23 protein-coding genes are annotated in these 24840 nt (G+C 55.4%); 11 read left to right on the forward strand and 12 right to left on the reverse strand.

Annotated elements, in window-relative coordinates; genetic code table 11:
- The 10 genes from E0L35_RS24220 to E0L35_RS24265 all read right to left on the reverse strand — a co-directional run.
- On the reverse strand, nucleotides 1-305 hold a 305-nt coding region (locus E0L35_RS24220; RefSeq protein ID WP_249362184.1), incomplete at its 3' end, for a contractile injection system protein, VgrG/Pvc8 family.
- A 198-nt stretch (nucleotides 306-503) separates the two neighbouring features.
- A complete protein-coding gene (locus E0L35_RS24225; protein WP_009286455.1) occupies nucleotides 504-1067 on the reverse strand; it encodes a hypothetical protein in 564 nt (187 codons plus the stop codon).
- Between the two features lie 78 nt (nucleotides 1068-1145).
- The gene (locus tag E0L35_RS24230) at nucleotides 1146-1970 is read right to left on the reverse strand and encodes a class I SAM-dependent methyltransferase (protein ID WP_009286456.1); all 825 of its coding nucleotides are present in this window, start codon (nucleotides 1968-1970) and stop codon (nucleotides 1146-1148) included.
- A 3-nt stretch (nucleotides 1971-1973) separates the two neighbouring features.
- A complete protein-coding gene (locus E0L35_RS24235; RefSeq protein ID WP_138801646.1) occupies nucleotides 1974-3677 on the reverse strand; it encodes an AMP-binding protein in 1704 nt (567 codons plus the stop codon).
- 85 nt (nucleotides 3678-3762) lie between these two features.
- On the reverse strand, nucleotides 3763-4668 hold the full coding sequence (locus E0L35_RS24240; protein WP_138801647.1) for a hydroxymethylglutaryl-CoA lyase: 906 nt from the start codon (nucleotides 4666-4668) through the stop codon (nucleotides 3763-3765).
- Nucleotides 4669-4677: 9 nt separating this feature from the next.
- The gene (locus E0L35_RS24245) at nucleotides 4678-6759 is read right to left on the reverse strand and encodes an acetyl/propionyl/methylcrotonyl-CoA carboxylase subunit alpha (RefSeq protein ID WP_138801648.1); all 2082 of its coding nucleotides are present in this window, start codon (nucleotides 6757-6759) and stop codon (nucleotides 4678-4680) included.
- The gene (locus tag E0L35_RS24250; protein ID WP_138801649.1) at nucleotides 6756-7580 is read right to left on the reverse strand and encodes an enoyl-CoA hydratase/isomerase family protein; all 825 of its coding nucleotides are present in this window, start codon (nucleotides 7578-7580) and stop codon (nucleotides 6756-6758) included. Before E0L35_RS24250 ends, E0L35_RS24245 begins: the two co-directional genes overlap by 4 nt.
- Nucleotides 7581-7592: 12 nt before the next feature.
- On the reverse strand, nucleotides 7593-9200 hold the full coding sequence (locus E0L35_RS24255; protein ID WP_035578659.1) for a carboxyl transferase domain-containing protein: 1608 nt from the start codon (nucleotides 9198-9200) through the stop codon (nucleotides 7593-7595).
- 22 nt (nucleotides 9201-9222) lie between these two features.
- Nucleotides 9223-10392 (reverse strand): isovaleryl-CoA dehydrogenase, encoded by a 1170-nt coding sequence (locus tag E0L35_RS24260; RefSeq protein ID WP_041158353.1) that lies wholly within the window; start codon nucleotides 10390-10392, stop codon nucleotides 9223-9225.
- Between the two features lie 94 nt (nucleotides 10393-10486).
- Nucleotides 10487-10954: a MerR family DNA-binding transcriptional regulator gene (locus E0L35_RS24265; RefSeq protein ID WP_138801650.1), complete on the reverse strand. Its 468-nt coding sequence runs from the start codon at nucleotides 10952-10954 to the stop codon at nucleotides 10487-10489.
- A gap of 326 nt (nucleotides 10955-11280) precedes the next feature.
- On the opposite strand from E0L35_RS24265, the gene E0L35_RS24270 reads away from it, so the two are divergent.
- The 9 genes from E0L35_RS24270 (at nucleotide 11281) to E0L35_RS24310 (ending at nucleotide 20455) form a co-directional block, all read left to right on the forward strand.
- Complete coding sequence (locus E0L35_RS24270) at nucleotides 11281-12087, forward strand: ABC transporter ATP-binding protein (RefSeq protein WP_138801651.1); 807 nt, start codon at nucleotides 11281-11283, stop codon at nucleotides 12085-12087.
- A complete protein-coding gene (locus E0L35_RS24275) occupies nucleotides 12084-12827 on the forward strand; it encodes an ABC transporter ATP-binding protein (protein WP_027959156.1) in 744 nt (247 codons plus the stop codon). The genes E0L35_RS24270 and E0L35_RS24275 overlap by 4 nt, the downstream gene beginning before the upstream one ends.
- Nucleotides 12828-12972: 145 nt before the next feature.
- The gene (locus E0L35_RS24280) at nucleotides 12973-14196 is read left to right on the forward strand and encodes an ABC transporter substrate-binding protein (RefSeq protein ID WP_138801652.1); all 1224 of its coding nucleotides are present in this window, start codon (nucleotides 12973-12975) and stop codon (nucleotides 14194-14196) included.
- Between the two features lie 101 nt (nucleotides 14197-14297).
- Nucleotides 14298-15185, forward strand: a complete 888-nt coding sequence (locus tag E0L35_RS24285; RefSeq protein ID WP_022523807.1) for a branched-chain amino acid ABC transporter permease — start codon at nucleotides 14298-14300, stop codon at nucleotides 15183-15185.
- Nucleotides 15186-15187: 2 nt separating this feature from the next.
- A complete protein-coding gene (locus E0L35_RS24290) occupies nucleotides 15188-16180 on the forward strand; it encodes a branched-chain amino acid ABC transporter permease (protein ID WP_027959159.1) in 993 nt (330 codons plus the stop codon).
- Between the two features lie 196 nt (nucleotides 16181-16376).
- Nucleotides 16377-17531: an acyl-CoA dehydrogenase family protein gene (locus E0L35_RS24295; RefSeq protein WP_138801653.1), complete on the forward strand. Its 1155-nt coding sequence runs from the start codon at nucleotides 16377-16379 to the stop codon at nucleotides 17529-17531.
- A 53-nt stretch (nucleotides 17532-17584) separates the two neighbouring features.
- Nucleotides 17585-18700, forward strand: a complete 1116-nt coding sequence (locus E0L35_RS24300; RefSeq protein WP_138801654.1) for an enoyl-CoA hydratase/isomerase family protein — start codon at nucleotides 17585-17587, stop codon at nucleotides 18698-18700.
- 37 nt (nucleotides 18701-18737) lie between these two features.
- The gene (mmsB, locus tag E0L35_RS24305; protein WP_138801655.1) at nucleotides 18738-19631 is read left to right on the forward strand and encodes a 3-hydroxyisobutyrate dehydrogenase; all 894 of its coding nucleotides are present in this window, start codon (nucleotides 18738-18740) and stop codon (nucleotides 19629-19631) included.
- Between the two features lie 197 nt (nucleotides 19632-19828).
- A complete protein-coding gene (locus E0L35_RS24310; RefSeq protein WP_138801656.1) occupies nucleotides 19829-20455 on the forward strand; it encodes a glutathione S-transferase family protein in 627 nt (208 codons plus the stop codon).
- 28 nt (nucleotides 20456-20483) lie between these two features.
- Here the strand turns inward: E0L35_RS24310 and E0L35_RS24315 are convergent, their stop codons facing one another.
- Entirely contained in the window at nucleotides 20484-20933 is a 450-nt protein-coding gene (locus E0L35_RS24315) for an Lrp/AsnC family transcriptional regulator (RefSeq protein WP_053857078.1), read from the reverse strand.
- 106 nt (nucleotides 20934-21039) lie between these two features.
- Between E0L35_RS24315 and E0L35_RS24320 the strand changes: the two genes are divergently transcribed.
- A complete protein-coding gene (locus E0L35_RS24320) occupies nucleotides 21040-21522 on the forward strand; it encodes a LysE family translocator (protein ID WP_212751713.1) in 483 nt (160 codons plus the stop codon).
- Between the two features lie 168 nt (nucleotides 21523-21690).
- Here the strand turns inward: E0L35_RS24320 and E0L35_RS24325 are convergent, their stop codons facing one another.
- Complete coding sequence (locus tag E0L35_RS24325) at nucleotides 21691-22617, reverse strand: 2-dehydropantoate 2-reductase (RefSeq protein WP_138801657.1); 927 nt, start codon at nucleotides 22615-22617, stop codon at nucleotides 21691-21693.
- Nucleotides 22618-22912: 295 nt separating this feature from the next.
- Between E0L35_RS24325 and E0L35_RS24330 the strand changes: the two genes are divergently transcribed.
- The gene (locus E0L35_RS24330) at nucleotides 22913-24349 is read left to right on the forward strand and encodes an IS1182 family transposase (RefSeq protein WP_022519788.1); all 1437 of its coding nucleotides are present in this window, start codon (nucleotides 22913-22915) and stop codon (nucleotides 24347-24349) included.
- Nucleotides 24350-24840: the final 491 nt, after the last annotated feature.

Raw genomic sequence — 24840 nt, forward strand, 5'->3', positions numbered from 1 at the left:
GATAGCCGCCACAGAGCGGGGCGGATCTCGACCCGGTAAAAGCTGCGGCGGTGCCCCCTATCGCCGCGGTGAAGCTCTGAAATCATCCCATGCACGCGGCGTAGCGGCTCGCCGTCCTGCCAAATGGTCAGCGTGGCCTCTTGATCCAAACAGTCGCTGGGCGACAGGTCGTGGGTGCGGCTGGCAAACTCAACCGAGAGCGCAAACGGCTCAGACAGCGCCTCGCGATGGGTAAAGCGCACCACGGCGGTGTCATCGGCCCCGGGTAGGGTCAGGGTAAATTGCAGGCCCGTTTTGTCCGCCATCGCTCCGCTCCTTGGATCATTAACTGCTAATGAGAAGCGGTCAGAATAGCGAGGCAGAGTTGAAGCGCAACCCCTTGAGGGCACGAAGCGTTAATGGCTTACACGCTTGTAAGAAATGGCTTACAAAATTTTAAGCCATTTCTTACAAATCGATGGGTAACCAGAGAAAAGCGAATTTAACTTAATTTAGGTTGGGCGTTAGAACGGAAGATGCAACGAGGCACTTAGCATATTGAGGTGGCTGAGGGTTGGAGCGTCGATGCGTTCATACTCTAGGCGACTGACGAGTCGGTTGATCGTTACCGTGGCGCCGAACCCTTGCAGCAATGCAGTACCGCTTTCATCGGCGCCTTCCAGGTCGCTTTCACCACGCCATTCTGTGATGCCGGACTTCGCATAGACGCTGAAGGCGCCCATGCGAACTCCGGCAACAATGGCGCCACCCAAACTGAGTGTATCCATGATGAGCGGATTAACACCGGAGGAAGTGGAGATTTCGTCGCTTTCCCGGTAGGCAATTTCAGCGCCAATATCGAGTTGGGGGAGTCGCCAGGGGCTGTAGCCTGCGGTTACTCGAAAACCGCTGGTATAGTTATCAAGGCTTTGAAGGTCGCTGCCTTCTAAGATAACGCCATTATCAAGCTGCATGAGCTCGCTATTGGGTGCGGTATAAGCCATCACCGGCGGGGTATCGTCGGCGTAGCTGCTAAACCAGGGAACGGAGCAGCAGAGCAGGGTGCTTGCCAAGCGTTTGATTGGCATTTCTCTTACACCTATCGGTACATACCCAAGTGTTGTCGTATAGCCATGGGTAGAGAGGAAAAAGCAATTCTATTCAGATTAGCAACTGGCTTGGATTTCCACCACTTTAATTGCGTCCTGGGCTAGGTTATCAACTAAATTTTTACCCATAGTGATAAAGCGCTCACCAAATACCCACTGGGGGGACAGCACCGCTTGCCGTGACGCTTGCTCTTTTTGCCGTTGGCGCTGGCGCCATGTCAAGGCCATTTCGCTCCAGTCGTCCACGTGTTCAAGTAGAAAGCCGCCCACTTCAAGCAGTCGAGTCAGTTCAACCAAGGTAACTATATGGGAGTGCTTGGAGTCGGCTGCCCAAGGCACTGGATAGCGAAGTTGCGCCCAGTTGGGGCCGTTGACGACTTCGTGCATCACTATCTGCCCGCCTGGGCGCAGAACACGACGGCTTTCAGCGATTACCACGGGAACATCGGGCATATTCATTAGACTGTGCTGAAACAGCACAGCATCAAAGCTGTTATCCGCAAAGGGCAGAGCGCAAGCATCGCCCGTTACCCAGGCAAGCGGTGGGGCGTCTGGCTGACTGACCCGTAAGCTCAGCGATTTATTGAGCGCACTAAAACCGTGGGTGATATCCAGCCCCGTCATTTGAAAACCGAGTGAAGCACCCTGGCGCATTAGCCCGCCCAGCCCAGCGCCAATATCCAGCACCTTTCTTTGGGTGTCAGGGTTGAGCCGTTCCAGCAGCCGTGTAGAGGCTGCCACGCCGCCAATATGCAACTGATCCAAGGGAGCCAGTTGATGCAGCGTGGGGCCTGCGGGATAGTGGCTATCAATCTGTGCCAATACCTCATCAGCGCGCAGGGCGCGCTGATAATGATCGGCTAAAGGGTTGGAAGGGGTCATCGCTTACGATTCTTGATCCAAGCCCAACTCTTGAATGGAAATTTCACGCATTTTAAATTTCTGAATCTTGCCGGTGACGGTCATCGGGAACTCGTCAACGAACTTAAAGTAGCGCGGAATTTTGAAATGGGTGATTTTACCTTTGCAGTACTCGCGCAGCTCTTCACCGGTGACGTCACCCGCGGTGCTGTTGAGTTTCACCCAGGCAATCAGCTCTTCACCATACTTCTTGTCGGGCACGCCGGTGACCTGTACTTCTGAGATCGCCGGGTGGGCGTAGAGAAATTCTTCGATCTCTTTGGGATAGACGTTCTCGCCGCCGCGAATGACCATATCTTTGATGCGGCCGACGATCTGGATGTAGCCCTCTTCATCCATGGTGGCCAGATCGCCGGTGTGCATCCAGCCCGCTTCGTCGATGGCCTCGGCGGTGGCTTTATCGTTGTTCCAGTACTTCAGCATTACGCTATAGCCGCGGGTACACAGCTCGCCGATTTCGCCCCGAGGCAGAATGCCGCCGTTGCCAGGGTCGACAATTTTGTTCTCTAAGTGAGGCTGGGTACGGCCCACGGTGGAAACGCGTTTCTCAATGCTGTCGTTGGCACCCGTTTGAGTGGAGACCGGGCTGGTTTCCGTCATGCCGTAGGCGATCTGCACGCCCTTCATATTCATCTTGTTGATGACCTGCTTCATGATTTCCGCAGGGCAGATCGAGCCCGCCATAATCCCGGTGCGCAGGGATGAGAGATCGGTGCCAGGGAAATCCGGGTGATCCAGCTCGGCGATAAACATAGTCGGCACGCCGTAAAGCGCGGTGGCTTTCTGTTCGTGAACGGCTTTCAGCACTTTGCCGGGGTCGAAGCCCTCGTCGGGATAAATCATGGCCGCGCCGTGGGTCACACAGCCCAGGTTGCCCATCACCATGCCAAAGCAGTGGTAAAGCGGCACCGGAATCACCAGGCGGTCTTCACTGGTAAAGCCCATGCTCTCTGCCACGAAGAAGCCGTTATTGAGAATGTTGTGGTGGGAAAGCGTCGCGCCTTTAGGAAAGCCTGTGGTGCCGGAGGTGTACTGGATATTGATCGCATCATCAAACTGCAGCGTCGCCTGGAGGTCGTCAACATCAGTTTGGCTAACCTTATTGGCTTCTTTCATCAGGTCAGACCAGCGCCACATGCCGCTGAGCTTTTCGCTGCTTAAATTAATAATGCACTCAAGGTCGGGCAGCTTTTGCGACTTCAGCTCGCCATCGTTACTGGCTTTTAATTCGGGTGCAAGCTCATACAGCATGGCGCTGTAGTCAGAGCTCTTGAAGTTGTTAGCGGTGACCAAGAAGCGCGCGCCGGATTGGTTTAGTGCGTACTCCAATTCATGGGTGCGGTAAGAGGGGTTAATGTTGACCAGAATGGCACCGATTTTGGCAGTAGCGAACTGAGTCAACGTCCATTCGCTGCAGTTGGGTGCCCAAATGGCCACACGGTCGCCTTTATTGACGCCGATGGAGAGCAGCGCACGGGCACAGCGGTTGACCTCTTCCTGGAGCTGGCGATAGCTCCAGTGAATGTTCTGATGCAGTACGATCAGCGCGTCATTTTCAGCATACTGCGTCGCGATTTGGTCAAATTTATCGCCGATCGTCATGCCAAGAAGCGGCTTGTCAGCCATGCTGCTGGAGTAGCTGGGTTGGGTAAGAGCAGGTGATGCCATGGTGTATCTCTCCGATATTTTTCTTGTCCGAACGGGAAGGCAGGGGATAACTCGCTGCTTTTAATTTTTATTATTCACGTCTCATTTAACTGCTAGAGCCTTTTGCCAGGGCCACCTTGGAGCTGGGCTTGCGGCCTAACTCGTTGGTGATCCAGTAGCCGGTTTCAATCACGGCCTGTAGGTCGATGCCCGTTTCAATCCCTAGCCCTTCCAGCAGATAGAGCACGTCTTCAGTGGCTACGTTGCCGGAAGCACCCTTGGCATAGGGGCAACCGCCAAGTCCCGCGGTAGCGGCATCAATAACGCTAACGCCTTCTTCTAGGACGGCATAAAGATTGGCCAGCGCCATGCCGTAGGTGTCGTGGAAGTGAGCGGCCAGAAACTCAATGGGCACCTGTTGGCGCGTCGTCTCAATCATGCGTTTAGCAGCCAGCGGCGTGCCGACGCCAATGGTGTCGCCCAGGGACACCTCGTAGCAGCCCATCTCATAAAGCGCCTTGGCCACTTCAGCCACTTTGGCGGGGGCTATCTGGCCTTCGTAGGGGCAGCCCAATACGCAGGAGACGTAGCCGCGTACGCGCACGCCAGCCTCTCGGGCGCGCTCTAACACCGGCTCAAAGCGGGTCAGTGATTCAGCAATGGAGCAGTTAATGTTCTTTTGCGAAAAAGCCTCAGACGCCGCACCAAATACCGCGACTTCCTCAACGCCCACGGTTAGCGCATTTTCGAGCCCTTTTAGGTTGGGTGTCAGCGCGGAGTACACCACGCCTGGCTGGCGTGTGATGCCCGCCATCACCTCAACGGCGTCGCCCATTTGTGGCACCCACTTGGGTGATACAAAGCTGGCGGCTTCGATGTGCGTGATACCTGCTTTAGCAAGCCGCTCGATCAGAGCAATCTTAGTCCCGGTGGGTACAATGGCCCCGGGCTCGTTTTGCAGGCCGTCACGGGGCGACATTTCAAACAGCTTTACAGAGGTAGGCAATGGCATCAGTGACTCCTATTCGTTGGCCGCAAAGTCGAGCAGCACGGCGCCTTGGCTCACGGTGTCGCCGGCCTGGAAGTGGAAGGTTTCCACGCTGCCGTCCGCCGGAGCGGTCATGGTGTGCTCCATTTTCATGGCTTCCATCACCATTAGCGGCATGCCTTTTTCAACATTAACGCCGGGCTCTACCAGCAATGCAACGACCGTGCCGTTCATGGGTGCGGTTAGCGTGGATTCTGCCTCGTGGTGACCGTGATCAATGGCATCGATGCGCCGCCAGAACAGGCGGGTTTCACCGCTGGGGTCGGCCATGACCACTACATGACCGTCGCGGCGGGCCTGCAGGCGGCGGCGGTGGCCGTTCAAGGTAACCGCTACCGCATCGCCGGTGAGCGGCTGCAAACTCGCGGTAAGGGTTTCATCACCAATAGTAAGATTCCACAGTGACTCGCCAGGGCTGCGTTTACCTTCAACAATCACCACCGCTTCATCGCTATCGGGCGCTTGCGCACTTGCCGGGTCACACAGGGCAATGCGAATGGTATGCGGTGCGTTCAGTCGGAAGCCGTCGTGGCGATCCCATGGCGAGTCGCTTTCGCACTCCTGGGCAAGTTGATTCAGGCCAATCAGCGCCGCGCTGGCGTAGGCTTCCATGCTGTAAGTGCGGGGAGCAAACAGCGTCGCTTCGTTGCGCTCGATAAAGCGGGTATCCAGCTCCACGTTCTTAAAGCCCGGATGCGTTGCCAGGCGCATTAAGAAGGCGCGATTAGTGACAACCCCTTGAACGTCCAGCGCTGCTAGTGCGCGGTTAAGCGTGGCCAACGCCGCATCTCGGTCGGCACCGTGAACGATCAGCTTGGCGAGCATGGGGTCGTAGTGCATCGACACCGCATCGCCGCTCTCTACACCGCTATCTAAACGTACCTGGTCGCCGCTTAGACCAGCGCCTTCTAAATCCAGTGCAAAGCGAGTGAGCAGGCCGGTAGCGGGCAGGAAATCCTGATCTGGGTCTTCGGCGTAGATACGCGCTTCAAAGCTATGGCCGGTAATCGTTAGTTCGTTCTGGGTGCAAGGCAGCGGCTCGCCCATGGCGACGCGCAGCTGCCACTCGACCAAATCCTGGCCGGTGATCATCTCAGTGACGGGGTGTTCGACCTGGAGGCGAGTGTTCATCTCCATAAAGTAGAACGAACCATCAATGTCTAGTAAAAATTCGACGGTACCTGCGCCCACATAGCCGATCTCCTGGGCGGCGCGCACCGCGGCATCGCCCATAGCGCTGCGCAGCTCTGCCGTCATGCCGGGGGCCGGGGCTTCTTCAATGACTTTTTGATGGCGCCGCTGAACGCTGCAGTCCCGCTCGAATAGGTAAACGCCGTTGCCGTGGCGGTCGCAAAATACCTGCACTTCCACATGGCGGGGCTGCACCAGATACTTCTCGATCAGCATCCGGTCATCACTAAAAGCAGCTTTGGATTCACGGCGGCAGCCATCCAATGCGGCCTGAAAACTATCACCAGACTCAACCACGCGCATCCCTTTACCACCGCCGCCGGCGCTGGCTTTGAGCATCACCGGGTAGCCGATTTTGTCGGCTTCGCTGCGCAGCAGGGCGTCGTCCTGATCGTCACCATGGTAGCCCGGCACCAGCGGCACGCCCGCATTGGCCATACGCGCTTTAGCAGCGGATTTGTCGCCCATGGCGGCAATGGCCGAGGCGGGCGGGCCAACGAAGGTAATGTCCGCTTCTTCAAGGGCTTTGACGAAGGTACCGTTTTCGGAAAGAAAGCCGTAACCGGGGTGAATCGCGCCGGTGCCGGTGCGCTTGGCAGCTTCGATCACCGCATCGATATTGAGATAGCTTTCCCGGGCGGCGGCAGGCCCCAGACGAACGGCCTCGTCGGCTTCACGCACGTGGCGTGCGCTGGCATCGGCGTCAGAGTAAACCGCGACGGTTTTCAGGCCCATACGGCGCGCAGTGCGCATCACGCGGCAGGCGATTTCACCGCGGTTGGCGACTAGAAGCGTGTCAAAAGGCGTCGTGCGAGCGGCTTTTTCGGTTCTTTCGTTTTTTTCAATAGGGGGTGAATGACTCATGAGCGACGCTCCGAAGCGTGGGGTGTGTTATTAGAATCGGCCCAGGCGGGGCGGCGCTTTTCAAAGAAACTGGATAAACCCTCTTGCCCTTCTTGGCTTACCCGCAGTTTGGCGATCACCTGACAGGTATGTTCGCGGGTGGCGTCACTGTCAGGCGCTTGAGCGACCTTGGCCATCAGCGCTTTGGTGGCGCGCTGGGCTTGGGGCGAGCCGGCTAACAGGGTGGCCAGCATGGCATCCACTTCGTCGTCTAGCTTATCGTGCTCCACCACCAGATGGACTAAACCCAGCGCGAGCGCTATTTCGGCGTCCATAACTTCTGCTGTTAGCGCATAGCGGCGCATCTGTCGCTCGCCCAGGGCTCGCTGCACGTAAGGGCTGATGACTGCGGGCGATAGGCCAATTTTGACTTCCGACAGGCAGAATTTGGCTTTGCCTGAGGCGATCACCACATCGCAGCAAGCGGCCAAACCCACCGCGCCGCCAAAGGCGGCGCCTTGCACACGGCAGACGGTAGGGCAGGGCAGCGTATCCAGGTCGTGCATGAGCGCGGCGAGCTTGCGGGAATCGGCGACGTTATCTTCCAGGTCGTAATCGACCATGCGCTTCATCCAGTTCAGATCGGCACCGGCCGAGAAGCTTTTACCTTCTGAACCCAGCACTACCGCGCGCACATCGCCTGATTCGGCCAACGTATGCAACTGGTCAAGGTGCGCGTTTAGCTCAGCGATCAGGCTGTCGTCAAAAGCGTTATGCACCTCGGGGCGGTTTAAGGTCAGGCGCGCCACGCCCTCTTCTATATTCAGCGTTGAGTAAGCCATGGTAAGACCCCCTTACATCCGGAACACGCCGAAGCGCGTCTCTTCGATTTCTGCGTTCATCGCGGCAGCTAAAGAGAGCCCAAGGACATCGCGGGTTTGCAGCGGATCAATCACACCGTCATCCCATAAGCGGGCACTGGCGTAGTAGGGGTGGCCCTGATGCTCGTACTGGTCGCGGGTGGGCTGCTTAAAGGCTTCTTCGTCCGCTTTGCTCCACTCGCGGCCTTCGCGCTCATGCTGCTCGCGCTTAACCTGGGCCAGGACGCCCGCCGCCTGCTCGCCGCCCATCACTGAAATGCGCGCGTTGGGCCACATAAACAGCAGGTTAGGGTCATAGGCGCGGCCACACATACCGTAGTTACCGGCGCCGAAGCTTCCGCCAATCAGGACGGTGTATTTGGGTACCTTGGCGCAGGCTACGGCGGTGACCAGCTTGGCACCGTGCTTGGCGATGCCTTCGTGTTCGTACTTGGAGCCGACCATAAAGCCGGTGATGTTCTGCAGGAAGATCAGCGGAATCTTGCGCTGAGCGCAGAGCTCGATAAAGTGCGCGCCTTTCACCGCGCTTTCGGAAAACAGCACGCCGTTATTGGCCACAATACCCACCGGGTAGCCGTGAATATGCGCAAAGCCGGTGACCAGGGTTTCACCGTAGTAGCGTTTGAACTCGTCAAAGTCGGAGTCATCGACGATGCGGCCAATGACTTCGCGCACGTCGTAGGGCTTTTTCAGGTCGGTGCCGACAATCCCATACAGCTCAGCAGGGTCAAGTTTGGGTGGCTTGGGTGCCTGCATGGCCAGCTTGCCGCGCTTTTGCCAGTTCAACCGCGACACACAGGCGCGAGCTAGCTGCAGCGCATGAGCATCGTTTTCTGCGTAGTGGTCGGCGACACCGCTGACCTTGGCGTGAACATCAGCACCGCCCAGGTCTTCAGCGCTGATGCTTTCACCGGTGGCGGCTTTCACCAAGGGCGGGCCACCCAGGAAAATCGTGCCCTGCTCTTTAACGATAATCGACTCATCCGCCATGGCGGGTACGTAAGCGCCGCCCGCGGTGCAGGACCCCATCACCACGGCGATTTGCGGGATGCCTTCAGCCGACATGGTCGCCTGATTATAGAAAATGCGCCCGAAGTGGTCGCGGTCGGGGAAGACTTCGTCCTGGCGGGGCAGAAAGGCGCCGCCGGAATCGACTAAATAGATACACGGCAGGCGATGCTTGCGGGCAATCTCCTGGGCGCGAATATGCTTTTTCACCGTGAGCGGAAAGTAGGTGCCGCCTTTCACCGTGGCGTCGTTAGCGACAATCACACACTCCACGCCGGAAACACGGCCAATACCGGTGACCACACCAGCGGCAGGGATCTCGCTATCGTATATGTTATGCGCCGCAAGGGCTGAAAACTCTAGAAACGGCGAACCTTCATCGATCAAGTGATCGATGCGGTCGCGTACAAACAGCTTGCCGCGGCTTTCGTGACGCTCGCGGGCTTTGGCGCCGCCACCCTGGGCGACGGCAGCGGTCAGTTCACGCAGTTTGTTCACTTCACCGAGCATTGAGGCTTCGTTGGCCTGAAATACATCGCTACGCGGGTTGATCTGAGTGGAAATGGAGCTCATGACAGGACCCTGCTGAATTTAATTAAAGACTTTCGGTGAAGAGTTCGCGACCAATTAGCATCCGCCGAATCTCGCTGGTGCCCGCGCCGATCTCATACAGCTTGGCGTCTCGTAGCAGGCGCCCGGTGGGGTATTCGTTGATATAGCCGTTGCCGCCGAGTAGCTGAATGGAATCCAGCGCGACCTGAGTGGCTTTTTCGGCGCAGTAGAGAATCACCCCGGCAGCGTCTTTGCGGGACGTTTGGCCACGGTCGCAGGCACCGGCTACAGCGTATAAATAGGCGCGGCAGGCGTTCAGGGTGGTGTACATATCCGCCACTTTGCCCTGCACCAGTTGGAACTCACCAATCGACTGGTTGAACTGTTTACGCTCGTGGATATAGGGCATCACCACATCCATGGCGGCCTGCATAATGCCGATCGGGCCAGCGGCAAGCACGGTGCGCTCGTAATCCAGCCCGCTCATCAATACGCGTACGCCTTTGCCTTCTTCACCGAGAATGTTTTCAGCGGGAACGGCGCAGTCCTGGAATACCAGTTCACAGGTGTTGGAACCGCGCATACCCAGCTTGTCGAGCTTCTGGGCGGTAGAGAAACCGGGCATGCCCTTTTCGATAATAAACGCGGTGATGCCTTTGGAACCGGCGTCTGGATCTGTTTTGGCGTACACCACCAGCACATCGGCATCGGGGCCGTTGGTGATCCACATTTTATTGCCGTTAAGGATGTAGTGATCGCCATTCTGCTTGGCACGCAGCTGCATCGACACAACATCCGAGCCTGCGCCGGGTTCCGACATGGCCAAAGCGCCCACATGGTCGCCGCTGATCAGTTTGGGGAGGTACTTGGCTTTCTGTTCGGGGGAGGCGTTGATCTTGATCTGGTTAACGCACAAGTTGGAGTGGGCGCCGTAAGAGAGCGCTACCGATGCGCTGGCTCGCGAAATCTCTTCCATGGCGATGCAGTGGGCAAGATAGCCCATGCCGCTGCCGCCATCCTCTTCCGAGACGGTAATCCCTAATAGCCCCATATCGCCAAACTTCTTCCACAGGTCGTTAGGGAACTCGTTGTTACGGTCGATTTCGGCCGCACGGGGGGCAATCTCGCTGGCAGCAAAGGCGTTGACCTGCTCGCGTAACATGTTCAGTTCGTCTTCGAGGCCAAAATTGAGTTCTGAGTAGTGTGAAAACATGGTCAATCACCTGTGCTGATTATTTGTGTTTGCTATCTGTAATTAGCCATCTGGGCTGGCGTAGCTGTGTCGGCTAATCGAGTTGGCGGACGCGTCAGTGCATAGTGGCGGAAGAGGGGGCTGAGGCTTTATCGGCCGAACTCGCGTGCTCTTCTTCGGTTTGTGTTTCTTGCGGCTCTTTCTCGAGTAGTTCTTCGAGCGCTTGGCGGCAGCGGATTTCAGCGCTTTCAAGCTCTAGCTGAACCATGGTGATGTCTTTCATTTGTTGATCCAGCGCCGCACGGCGCTCGCCTATTTTGCTAAGCATTAGATGCAGCTGCTTTTTGCTGCCGCTGCGGGTTTCGTCCCAAAGCTCGAACAGTTCGCGAATCTCTGCCAATGAAAAACCCAGTCGCTTGCCACGAATGGTGAGCTTCAGCCGTACACGGTCTTTGCTGCTGTAAACCCTGGTTTGCCCGCGGCGCGTAGGGTGGAGCAGTTCCTGATCTTCATAGAAGCGAATGCTACGGGTGGTTAAATCAAACTCGTTGGCTAGTTCACTGATCGAGTAAGTTTTGCTCATGGTGACGTTCTCTCAATAAGGCGTTGTTCCCAATATATGACTCCTATGGAACACTGCCACTGAGGCTAAAACAAGTTTACGTTAACGTAAAGCAATTGTTGCTAGCAGTTGAAAAGCGTTGAAATTAGGTAAGTCGTTGATATTTATATTTTGAAAGCAGTTGTTAATTCAGGATAATGTCCTCGATAGACCAAAGTTGTAATTGTATTGCTATAGCGACAGTTGCTAGTTTGCACATACACCTTACGTTCAGGTAAGGCAGTAGCAGCCGCTTTTGCCATGCCTGTAAAGAATTAGCACAACAACAATAAGAGGCTTGCCACTCTATGAGTGCAAACGATGTCCTTCAGGGACCTGTCCTCGAAACCCGAGGGCTGACCAAAGAGTTTCGCGGCTTCACCGCCGTGGACGATGTCAATCTCCAGGTACAGGAAGGGCATATTCACGCACTGATTGGCCCCAATGGTGCGGGTAAAACCACCGTATTTAACTTATTGACCAAATTTCTGCCGCCTACCCGCGGCGATATTTTGTATCGCGGCAACTCAATCACCAGTAAAAAATCCAACGAAATAGCCCAGTTAGGGTTGGTGCGTTCGTTTCAGATTTCTGCGGTATTCGCCCATATGACCGCGCTGGAGAATGTGCGGGTAGCGCTACAGCGAAAACTGGGCACCTCGTTTCATTTCTGGAAATCTGAGAAATCCCTGGATCACCTTAATGAGCGCGCGCTTGAACTACTGGAAGAAGTGGGGCTGCGGGAATATGCCGATACGCTAACGGTAGAAATGCCCTACGGTCGTAAACGAGCACTTGAGCTGGCCACTACGCTTGCGCTCGACCCCACCATGATGCTGCTTGATGAACCTACCCAAGGCATGGGCGCAGAAGACGTTGACCGCATCGTGGCGCTGATTAAGCGTGTCTCCCAGGGGCGCACCGTATTAATGGTGGAGCACAACCTGAGCGTTGTTAGCCGCCTATGTGATCGCATCACCGTGTTGGCGCGAGGCGCTGTTTTGGCTGAGGGCGATTACGACGCTGTCTCTCGGAATCCATTGGTACGCGAAGCCTATATGGGCAGCGATGCCGCGGAAGAGGATGGTTCTGAAAAAGAGGGAGCTGTCGTATGAATATCGCTGAGGCCGAAGCGCCGGTTGAAAACACGCAAAGCCTGGAAATGCTGCGGGTGCAGGATCTACACGCCTTTTATGGCGAGTCGCACATCCTGCACGGCGTCAATTTTGATGTGAAGCGTGGCGAGCTGGTGACGCTGCTGGGCCGCAACGGCGCCGGGCGAAGTACCACTTTGAAATCGATCATGAACATGGTGGGGCGCAGAACGGGCTCTATTGTGATTAACGGTAATGAAACGCTGCATATGAAGCCGCACCATATCCCGCGTCTCGGGGTGGGTTACTGCCCGGAAGAGCGCGGTATTTTTGCAAGCCTGGATGTGCACGAGAACCTATTGCTTCCACCCACTGTGCGTTCCGGCGGTATGAGCCTGGACGAAATCTACGCCATGTTTCCGAACCTTTATGAACGGCGTAGAAGCCAGGGGACGCGGCTTTCCGGGGGTGAACAGCAGATGTTAGCCATGGCGCGCATCTTGCGCACCGGCGCGCGCATGCTGCTGCTCGATGAAATTACCGAGGGGTTGGCCCCGGTGATAGTGCAGAAACTTGCCGAAGTGCTGGTTCAGTTGAAAGAGCGCGGTATGACCATTGTGCTTGTGGAGCAGAACTTTCGCTTTGCGGCGCCGCTTGCGGATCGCCACTTCGTGATGGATCACGGTCAGATTGTCGAAGAAATCAGCGCCGCGCAGCTGCCATCGCGTCGGGAACATCTCAACTCAATGCTAGGGGTATAACACACGGCTAGACACTTAAATGTTCATTCCGCCAACAGTTTCGCTGCTCACAAAACAATAATATTAATCAGTAATTTGCAGTACGCACTTTCACGACAGCTCAAAGACTACACAACAACAAAGGCCTCCGGGCCAGGAGACGAATATGACCTTTATGAAAAAAACGCTGGCCGCCAGTATCGCCGTCGCGGCCGCTTCAAGCCTAGCTGTGTCTACCGCCCAGGCTGATATGAGTGATGGTGAAGTCCGCATTGGGTACCTGGCCGATATGTCCGGCACTTATCGCGACCTCGCAGGCCCCGGCGGCTTAACCGCCATGGAGATGGCGGTGGCCGATTTTGGCGGCAGTGTAGATGGCGCGCCCATCGTTATTTCCAGTGCAGATGATCGCAACAGCGCTGACGTCGGCGCGAATACCGTGCGTGGTTGGATCGATCAGGATAACGTCGATATGGTGGGCGGCTTAGTAGCGTCTTCTGTGTCCATTGCGGTGACCAAAGTGCTGGAAGAGAACAATGGCCTGGGTATCGTGTCCGGTTCGGCGGCTTCTAGCATTACCAACGAACACTGTACTCCTAACCACATCCACTGGGTGTACGACACCTATCCGCTCGCTAACGGTACCGCCAAAGCCGTCGTAGAGCAGGGCGGCGACAGCTGGTTTATGCTGACCGCAGACTACGCTTTCGGTCATGCGCTTGAAGCTGACGTCACCAAAGTAGTGGAAGAGAGCGGCGGTGAAATTGTGGGCGGCGTTCGTCATCCCTTCCCGACTAACGACTTCTCTTCTTACATTCTTCAGGCTCAGGGCTCCGGCGCGAAAATTATTGGCTTGGCCAACGCCGGTGCCGATACCGTTAACGCGATCACGACGGCCAGCCAGTTTGGCTTGACTCAATCTGGGCAGCAGCTAGCAGGCCTGTTGATTTTCTTGAATGACGTTCACGCCCTTGGCCTGGAAGCCACTCAGAACCTGCTGCTAACTACAGGCTGGTACTGGGATATGGATGAGCAGTCCCGCGAATGGGCACAGCGCTATTTCGATGAAGTAGGCCGCATGCCGACCATGGTTCAAGCGGGTATCTACTCCAGCACCATGCACTACCTGAAAGCCGTTGAAGCCGCTGGCACCGACGACCCTGAAACCGTACGTGCACAAATGGCCGAGATGCCTATTGAGGACTTCTTTGCCCGCAACGGCAGCATTCGTGAAGATGGCCGCATGATCCACGACATGTACCTGGCCCAGGTTAAAACGCCGGATGAGTCCACCGGTGAGTGGGATCTTTACGAAATCCTCAGCACCATTCCCGCCGAAGAAGCCTACCGCCCGCTATCTGAAAGCCAGTGCAAATTGGTGCAAAACTAATTTCCCGGCTGAGCTTGAGCCAGATAGCCATCGCAAGTGATGTGTAGAACCGGTTGGCGGCAAGTTGCCGCCAACTGTTTGAGGGCGAGGAGAGTCGCGTTATGACGATGATATTCGGCGTGCCAATGGCCGTCTTCATGGGCCAGCTAACGCTGGGTCTTGTGAATGGCGCCTTTTACGCACTGCTTAGCCTGGGCCTGGCGGTCATCTTCGGCCTGTTGAAGATCGTCAACTTTGCCCATGGGGCGCAATACATGCTGGGGGCCTTCGCCGCACTGTTGGGCTTTCGCTATTTGGGCATTAATTACTGGCTGGCGCTCATATTGGTGCCGTTGGTGGTCGGCGCTTTCGGTGTGCTGCTAGAGCGCTTTTTGCTGCGCAGGATCGCCCATCTGGATCACCTCTATGGGCTGCTGCTGACCTTTGGTTTGGCGTTGATTTTTGAGGGCACGCTGGTCAACTTCTTCGGTGTTTCCGGGGCGCGTTACGCTACACCGGAGATCCTCCAGGGCGGCTTGAACCTGGGCTTTATGTTCCTACCGACATATCGCGCCTGGGTACTGGTGGCAGCGCTGGCGATGTGCCTGTTTACCTGGTTTATGATCGAGCGTACGCGGTTGGGTGCTTACCTTCGCGCAGGTACTGAGAACTCGCAGTTGATGCAGGCGTTTGGCGTTAATGTACCGCTGCTGATCACGCTCACCTATGGGTTTGGGGTTGGTCTTGCTGCGTTTGCCGGCGTGTTGGCAGCGCCGCTCTATCCGGTATCGCCGACCATGGGGTCGAGTTTGTTAATCGTGGTGTTTGCGGTGGTGGTCATCGGTGGGATGGGCTCGATTCTAGGTGCCATTATTACCGGGCTTTCCATGGGCATCATCGAAGGGCTGACCAAGGTGTACTACCCCGAAGCCTCTAATACGGTGATCTTTCTTGTCATGATCCTCGTGCTCATGTTGCGCCCCGTTGGGCTGTTCGGTAAGGAGGCATGAACATGGCAGAATCTCAATCAATGGCGGCGCCATCCGCGGTACTGGAACGTCAAAAGCGGGCCAAGTTTCGCCGCAATATGTTCTATCTGGCGCTAATCGTGGTGGGTCTGGTCGCGCCGTTTTTGGCCTACCCCGTGTTCTTGATGAAAGTGCTCTGTTTTGCGCTGTTTGCCTGTGCGTTCAACCTGTTGCTTGGCTATGCGGGTCTGTTGTCTTTCGGCCATGCGGCTTTCTTGGCCACTGGTGGTTACGTAACCGGCTACCTGTTGGCAAGCTACCCAGGGCTGACGCCTGAGCTGGGTATTATCGCCGGGACTGTTCTAGCCACGCTGCTTGGAGTGGTGTTTGGGGTGCTCTCCATCAGGCGTCAGGGTATCTATTTTGCCATGGTGACGTTGGCGATCGCCCAGCTGGTCTACTTCATGTTTGTACAGGCACCGTTTACCGGCGGTGAGGATGGCTTGCACGGCGTGCCCCGTGGCGAACTGTTTGGGTTTATCAGCCTGAGCAGCAACCTGGCGATGTACTACTTTGTGTTCGCGATTTTCATCTTCGGCTTCGCGCTGATTCAACGCACGGTGCACTCGCCGTTTGGTCAGGTGCTAAAAGCGATTCGTGAAAACGAGCCTCGCGCGGTATCGCTAGGTTACAACACCGATGCCTACAAGCTAGTGGCGTTCGTCATCTCTGCAGGTTTAGCGGGCTTGGCGGGTTCCACCAAAACCGTGGTCTTCCAGTTGGCTTCGTTGACCGATGCGCACTGGCATATGTCCGGTGAGGTAATTCTGATGACCCTGCTGGGCGGTGTGGGCACCTTGCTGGGCCCGTTAATGGGCGCAGGTATTGTGGTCAGCTTGCAGCATATCCTGGCGCAGTCACCGCTGGGGAATTGGGTTAGCGTTATTCTCGGTATCATCTTTGTGGTCTGTGTACTCAGTTTCCGTAGCGGAATAATCGGTGAGCTGGACAAGATGTATCGCAAAAACTTTAAGTAAGCGTTTTTTTTAAATAGCACTCTCTCTGTCCGATTTTGGGCGCCGTTTGGCGCCCTTTTTTTGATTCTTTTATAAGGCCTACGCCTAAGGTCGCAAGCGTTGGCAGGTTGCTTGTAGCCGGGTAAATGGATAAGTTAACGTTAACGTCAATTATAACGACAACAGCAGTGCGCACGCGCATCTGCGGAGATACGCCATGAATTTTGAACTCAACGAAGATCAGGTCGCCTTTGCCGATATGGCGCGGGCGTTTGCCCAAAACGAGCTAGAGCCCCACGCCGCCGAGTGGGATCAAACTTCTTTCTTCCCCGTCGATGTGATTCGTAAAGCAGGCGAGCTGGGCTTCTGCTCTCTTTATGCACCGGAAAGCGTGGGTGGGCTAGGCCTCTCGCGGTTGGATGCCAGCATCATTTTCGAACAGCTTTCCATGGGATGCACCTCTACCACGGCCTATCTAACCATTCACAATATGGTCACCTGGATGCTAGCGGATTTCGGTACGCCGGAAGCGGTAGAGCAGTGGGGCGCAAGGCTGGCCACGGGTGAGCTGCTGGGTTCTTACTGTTTAACCGAACCAAACTCAGGCTCCGACGCCGCCTCGCTGAAAACCACTGCCAAGCGCGATGGCGACCATTACGTGTTGACCGGCAGCAAGATGTTTATTTCCGGTGCCGGTAGCACCGATTTTCTCGTGGTGATGGCGCGCACCGGCGGTGAGGGCGCCAGCGGCGTTTCGGCGTTTGCGGTTGATGCCAAGAGTGACGGCATTAGCTATGGGCGCAAGGAAGAGAAAATGGGCTGGAACAGCCAGCCCACCCGCATGATTACCTTTGAAGAGGTGCGGGTACCCGCCAATCATCTGCTCGGCAATGAAGGCGACGGTTTTAAAATCGCCATGAAGGGCCTCGACGGCGGGCGTATCAATATTGCTACCTGCTCTATCGGCACCGCCCAGCAGGCGATCAACAAAGCGCGGGAGTATATGCTGGAGCGCAAACAGTTCGGTAAGCGCTTAGCCGAGTTCCAGGCGCTGCAGTTCCGCTTAGCCGATATGGTCACTGAGCTGGTCGCTGCACGGCAGCTGGTGCGCATGGCCGCTACCAAGCTGGACGCAGGCCACGCCGATGCACCGACCTACTGTGCCATGGCTAAACGCTTTGCTACCGATGTGGGTTTCAAGGTGTGCGACGAAGCGCTTCAACTTTACGGCGGCAATGGCTATATCAAGGAGTACCCCATGGAGCGCTACGTGCGCGATACGCGGGTACACCGGATTCTTGAAGGCACCAACGAAATCATGCGGCTGATCATCTCCCGCCGGGTGCTGGCAGATGGCGCCACCGAGCTGTAAATGACGATGAATAAGATAACGGTGGAAACGATAGCGACGGATAAGGAATGCCAATGAGCAGCGTACTGTTTACTGAACACGCCACCCAAGACGGCCACGTGATTGCAGAGGTTAAGCTCAATGCCGAGCGCTCGCTGAACGCTTTAACGCTTGAAATGTGTGAAGAGATGCTGCCGCGCCTTCGCGACTGGGCCACCGACGAGCGGGTGGTCGCGGTGCTGCTGGATAGCGCTGGCGAAAAAGCCTTTTGTGCCGGTGGCGACGTGGTGAATCTGTATAAAACGATTACCGGCGAGGGCGACCCCAGCTTCCCCGAGCGCTTTTTCGAGACCGAGTATCGGCTCGATTTTCTACTCCATACCTATCCAAAACCGGTGATCTGCTGGGGTAATGGTATTGTGATGGGCGGTGGCATGGGGCTGTTAAGCGCCAGTAGCCACCGTGTCGTGACCGAGACCTCGCGTTTGGCAATGCCGGAAGTCACTATCGGCCTCTACCCGGATGTTGGCGCCAGCTGGTTTTTAAACCGGCTTCCCAACGGCGCAGGGCGCTTTCTAGCCATGACCGGCTGCCAGATCAATGCGCCAGATGCCGTGCATCTAGGTTTGGCTGACCGCTGTATCGCCAGCCACCATCGTGATGCCATGCTGCAGCAACTGACCGACGCACAATGGGGAGCCGGTGAGAATACCGATGCCAACGGGGTGGTTAACCGCATCATGCGTGAGCTTGAGCAAACATCCCAGCCTGTATTTGCTGAGATGGAAGCGCCCGTATACCAGCACTCACCGCTGATTCGCGAATTGATGGATCACGACAGCGTGGAGCAAATTGTCGCCGCTATTACGGCGGTAAAAAGCGACAATAAGTGGTTTGGCAAGGCACAGAAAACGCTGGCCCACGGTAGCCCAGTGTCAGTGAAATTGATTGATGAGCAGCTAAAGCGGGCCAAGCATATGTCGCTGGCAGAGGTGTTCCAGTCCGAAATGTCCCTCTCGGTACAGTGCTGCCGACACCGTGAGTTCCCCGAGGGCGTGCGCGCACTGCTGGTCGATAAAGACGGGCAACCGAACTGGACGTATCCCGATGTGGCCTCGGTAGAGGAGAGCTTTATCAACGAGCTACTATCTTCCGCATGGTCGCAAAATCCGCTGGCGGATCTACGCTAATATAATCTTCCCATTACCGGCTAATAAGGATAATAAAATGAACACCATCGCATTTATCGGCCTGGGCAATATGGGTGGCCCGATGGCCGCCAATCTAGCCAAAGTAGGCTTCAGCGTTCGCGCTTTTGACCTTTCAGAAGACGCGCTGGAGATCGCCAAATCCAACGGCTGCGAAGTGGCTTTTTCGGCCCAGGAAGCCGCCACTGATGCCGACTTTATCATTTCAATGTTGCCCGCAGGAAAGCATGTACGCGGGCTATATATTGAAGACGACGCGCCGCTATTTGAAGTGATCAAGCAGGGGGCGCTGGTCATCGACTGCTCTACCATTGACGGGGCCACTGCCCGAGGCGTTGCAGAAGAGGGCGAGAAGCTGGGGATTGGCTTTGTAGATGCGCCGGTTTCCGGTGGGGTAGGCGGCGCTCAAGCGGGTACCTTGACCTTTATCGTGGGCGGCAGCGAGGCCGAGTTCAGGCAGGCCAAGCCGGTGCTGGAAGCCATGGGCAAAAATATCTTCCACGCCGGAGACCATGGCGCAGGGCAGGTGGCCAAAGTCTGCAACAATATGCTGCTCTCTATCCTGATGGCGGGCACCTGCGAAGCGATCAATATGGGCGTCAAAAACGGCCTTGATCCCGCGGTGCTTTCGGAAATCATGAAGCAGAGCTCCGGCGGTAACTGGGCGCTCAATGTTTACAATCCCTTCCCAGGCGTCATGGAAAACGCACCGGCCTCCAAAAACTATCAGGGTGGCTTCCAGGTCGACCTGATGATCAAAGACTTAGGCCTCGCTATGGATGTCAGTCAGCAAAGCGCCTCCGCAGTCCCCATGGGCTCCGCCGCCCGCTCACTGTTCACCCTGCATAAAGCCAAAGGCAACGGTAAACTCGACTTCTCAAGCCTGATGCAGTTTTATCAGGATAAAGAGTGAGGTGTGAGGTGTGAATGGTAAATGGTGAGTGGTGAATAGGTTTTGTAGCGCGTGGTAACGAGTAGCGAGCGCAGCGAGAAACGAGGCACCCGCGAGAGGGCGGCGAAGCCGCCCCAGCTATCCCACCAAAGCCACAGCTTGTCTCCGATCTCAAGGGCGGGCAAACTTAAAGAAACTGCTCATATACAAGGACTGCCATGATCACGCTTTGGGGCCGCAATAACTCCACCAACGTCAAAAAAGTGCGCTGGGTGCTAGAAGAGCTGGATTTGCCGTTTGAGCAGATCCAGGCTGGCTTGGAGCACGGGGTCAACAACACTCCGGAATACCTGGCCATGAACCCCACCGGGCTAGTACCGCTACTCAAAGATGACGCCACCAACAGCGTGCTTTGGGAATCCAATACGATTATTCGCTACCTTGCCGCGCAGTACGGGCAAAGCAAGCTATGGATCGAAGCCCCCGCCGAACGGGCGCAGGCAGAAAAGTGGATGGATTGGTCAAACAGCACCCTGTCACCCAGGCACCGTACGATCCTGATGGGCTATGTCAGAACCCCACCTGAAAAACGCGATAACGCTGCCATTGAAGCGGGTATGCAGGCGTGTGAAGAGCTGTTTGAGTTGATGGATAACGTGCTGGCCAAGCAAGCGTTCTTCTCGGGCAATGAGTTTGGCCTGGGTGATATTGCCGTTGCACCCTTTATCTACAACTTATGGCATATCGGCTTAACCTGGCAGCCGCGCCCCCATTTAGAACGCTGGTACCAACAAATCGCTGAACGTCCCGCCTACCAAAAAGTGGTGGTGATTCCTGTTACGTAAATAGCAGGCTTTGATGGAAGAGTGGGGGTTAGCCTCGCTCATCCTTTGAAGAATTCATCACAATATGGGTAGAGATGGCACTCACATGGGCTTGGGTGCCAAGTACATCGGTATGAAAACGCTTATAGCTGCTGAGGTCTTTGGTTTCCACTCGCAGCAGATATTCAAAAGAGCCTGCAATGTTATGGCACTCAGCTACTTCCTGGGCCACCAACATGGCTCGCTCAAACCCCTCCTGGGCAGCTTTGGTGTGTGACGATAAGCCCACTGTGACATAGGCCACAAAACCTCTGCCCATGTGCTCAGGTGAGGTTACGACACGGTAACCCTTGATTACACCATTTTTTTCAAGCTCTTGAACTCGCCGCAAACAGGCAGAAGGAGAGAGATCAACGCGCTGAGCTAGTTGCACGTTGCTGATTCTTCCGTCCTGTTTTAGTACTTGCAATATTCTGCGATCAATCGCGTCAATCTTCATGTTTTGTTGCATAAATAGTGAAAAGAGGGTGTGATTAAATCAAAAGTTGCGCCTTGAAGCTCGTAAAATTCCTCTCTAACTACTCATAAACGCAAGGAGAGGCGCAATGACCTCGTCGGTTTTAGCAGCGCTGGCAGCGTTTGCATTTGTCACGACGGTAACCCCAGGCCCTAACAACTTGATGCTGCTGGCCTCTGGCGCCAACTTCGGCTTTAAAAAAACGCTGCCCCATATGTTCGGCATAGTGGTGGGGTTGAGTGGGCTAACGCTGGTGGTGGGCGGTGGTTTAATGGCGCTATTTGAAGCCTATCCGGTACTCAACACATGGCTAAGCATCCTCTCGACGGGCTATTTGTTGTGGTTAGCTTGGAAAATCGCAACAGCCGCACCTCTCAACGAGAGCAATCATAAAGGTAGTCCGATGACGCTATTACAAGCCGCAGCGTTTCAGTGGGTAAACCCCAAAGCCTGGGCCATGGGCCTTTCCGCCATTACGCTCTACGCCCCCAACAAATCGATCTTCTCGGTGCTGATGGTGACCAGTGTGTTTGCCATTATCAGCTTTCCCGCTATCTCGGTATGGGCTTGATTGGGCATCATGGTGCGCCAATGGCTGACCAGCCACCGTCGTTATCGCATATTCAATATCACCATGGCTTTGCTGTTAATCGCGTCGCTATACCCGGTGCTAAGCCATTAAGCCTGTACAATGTAGGAATGGGGTAACGCGTGGTAATGCCTAAACGCGTGGTAATGCCTAAAAGCTCGCCTCAACCTCCGCCAACTCATTATTCAGCGCCTGCAAAACCTCGCACGCTAACCCATGGCGCTGGGCACTCTCAATCAACGGCCCCAATATAGCCCCGCGCTCGGTGGGGCGTTTGGCCTCCACGTCCTGCAACATCGAAGCCTTATTGTTTGCCGTGTTCTCCACCACCTGCCACACCAACGCCAACCACTCATCTTCACCATTGTCATCATTGGGCGGCGCAATGCCCTCGGCCAGCATAATCGCCGCGACTTCCTTTACCACCGCCACCATCCGGCCCGCATAAGCTTCACCGCGCAACTCGCCGTTACGTACGCTATTCAATGCCACCAGTGGGTTAATCGCCGCGTTCACCGCCAGCTTCTGCCACAAGCGTTGGCGAATATCACTCACCTTTGTGGCGGCAAGCCCTGCCTGGGTTAATACTTGCGCCAGTTCTTCCGCTAGAGCGCCGTGGTGGTTATTTAAATCGCCCAAAAAGGTATGCCCACGCCCCGCATGCACCACGCCATCATCACCGGTTAGATAAGCACCTTCAGTTGTTGTCGCGCACAACACCGGCCCCGGCCCCGGCCAGGCCTGGGTAATACGCGGCTGCGCCAAAAAACCGTTTTGCCACAGCACTAGCGGGGTAGAAGGGGAAATACAGCCAGTAATGCCAGCCAACGCCGACTCAGCCACCATCGCTTTGGTAGTGATATGCACAAAAGCGGGCGGTTCAGGCGTGTTTGATGCCAGTTGAGCTATCGTCAACGAGTTTAACGGCAGCACGCGCTGTTCACCCTCCGGCGTGGTCAGCATCTGGCGCACAGGCAGCGCACGGCGACCGAGTAGCGTGGTGGCCGCTATGGGAGACAGTGAATGGGCCAGCAGGCGGCCAATGGCACCTGGGCCGAGTATCCAGTGGGTAGTCATATCAAGCATGTACTCAACAGCGGCGTTGCCGCCAAGCTTACCGCGTTTGGTTTAGAGGCGCGAAGGTGAAAAAAAGCACGAGCAAAGGGGACTAATGGCTAGTGACGGTGGTAAACAATGTCTGATAGTTTGAAGTTAAGTGAATTTGGTGGATGAAGTGGTAAAGGCGTCAAGGCGTGACGGTGTGTTATACCTGATGTTGTCATGAGGCATTATTAGATGGCTGCTTTCGACCGAGGCTGTGTGAAAACGTGATGGTCGCTATACTTTGACGAGGTTCGCTGAGGAAATAGTGATGAAGCGATTCGTGGTAGGCGAGGCCCGAAATCAAAGTACGTTATTCCCTGCGCTTTTAGACGATTTCATCGCAGACGATAACCCTGTCCGTGCCATAGAGGCGTTCATAGAAGGTCTCGATCTTAGAGGACTTGGTTTCAAGGGCGTCGATCCGCATGCAACAGGTAGGCCCGCCTATCATCCCGCTGTACTCCTGAAGCTCTATATCTACGGCTACCTCAATCGCATCCAGTCGAGTCGCCGCCTAGAGCGCGAGACGCAGCGCAATGTCGAGCTGATGTGGCTGACAGAGCGTCTGACACCGGATTTCAAGACGATTGCAGACTTCAGAAAGGACAATGGCGATGCCATCCGCTGTGTGTGTCGAGAGTTCATCGTGCTTTGTCGGCGACTGGAACTGTTCTCTCAAGCCATCGTGGCCATCGATGGCAGCAAGTTCAAAGCCGTCAACAACCGTAATCGCAATTTCACAGCGACCAAGATGAAGCGTCGCCTTGAGCAGATCGAAGAAAGCTTCAACCGGTACCTCGGTCAGCTAGATGCAGCCGATCGCTCGGAGCCCGCCCTGGCCGAGGCTAAGACGAAACATCTAAAGGAGAAAATTATAAAGCTAAGGGAAGAAACGACACGATTACAATCAGTTGAGGAACAGCGGCTACAATCTCCCGATCAGCAAGTATCTTTGACGGATCCAGATGCCAGGGCGATGGCCACCAGTGGCAGAGGCACCGGGACAGTAGGCTACAACGTGCAGACAGCTGTTGATAGCCAGCACCATCTGATTGTGGCCCATGAGGTGACCAACGTCGGGCATGATCGGGGGCAGCTCTTCAATATGGCGAAGCAAGCTCGTGAAGCCACTGGCATCAATGAGCTGAAGGTCGTGGCTGACAGAGGCTACTTTAAAGGTGAGGAAATTCTCGACTGCCATAAGGAAGGGATAACTACCTATCTCCCCAAGCCGATGACATCGCCCAACCAGGCAAAGGGCTTTTTTCCAAGAGGCGCATTTCAATACTTCCCTGAAAGCAATGAATATTCCTGTCCTGCTGGTCAGCGGCTCATATGGCGATATGAAACGATAGAAAAAGGAATGAAACTCCATGCTTACTGGAGCTCAGCATGTGCAAGCTGCGCCATGAAAGAAAAATGCACGACAGGCAAGCAACGACGGATCAAGCGTTGGGAACATGAAGATGTGCTTGAAGCTGCACAGTCACGTCTCGATTGGAATCCAGAGATGATGCGCCTAAGGCGACAAACCGTGGAGCATCCGTTTGGCACTCTCAAGGCTTGGATGGGGGCGACACACTTCACGACAAAGCGGTTTAGAAATGTGAGCACAGAAATGAGTCTTCATGTATTGGCGTACAACCTGAAGCGCGTCATAAAGATCTTGGGAGTCAGTGTGTTGATGAGGGCTGCGAGGGCGTAACAGCCCTTTTTTTCTCTGCCTTCTAGGGCCGTGATCACGAATGTAGTTGGTTTCTGATGATTCTATAATTGTCACATCTCACAACAGCAGCGGTCGGCGATTATCGTAGCCATGGCTCAGAAGGGGCCAACGGGCAGCTGAAGGGGAAGACTCTTGAGTCAGACTAGTTTTATTTTGTTTTCACACGGCCAGGACCCGAAGCGGTCATTCTTGGAAATGCAGCAGGAGCATGAATTTTGGCTATACGGCCTAATGGAAATTAATAGCCCAGAGAATCATGGGCTTGGGAGAATCGGGCAGGCTATATTTGCCGGAAAAAAGTGCCAGCACGTTCATTCAATCATAAAACGCGCCGTCTAATACGCTGTTGAACTAAACCGCTTCGCGGTAGCTGTCGACGAACCACGTTTTTCGCCTCATCGGGCCACACTGTTGATTGACCCACGTGGGTCATACAACAGGAGTGACGACGATGACTGCCTTGCGACAGA

The organism is Halomonas sp. ATBC28, assembly GCF_005937175.1.
GTDB lineage: Bacteria > Pseudomonadota > Gammaproteobacteria > Pseudomonadales > Halomonadaceae > Vreelandella > Vreelandella titanicae.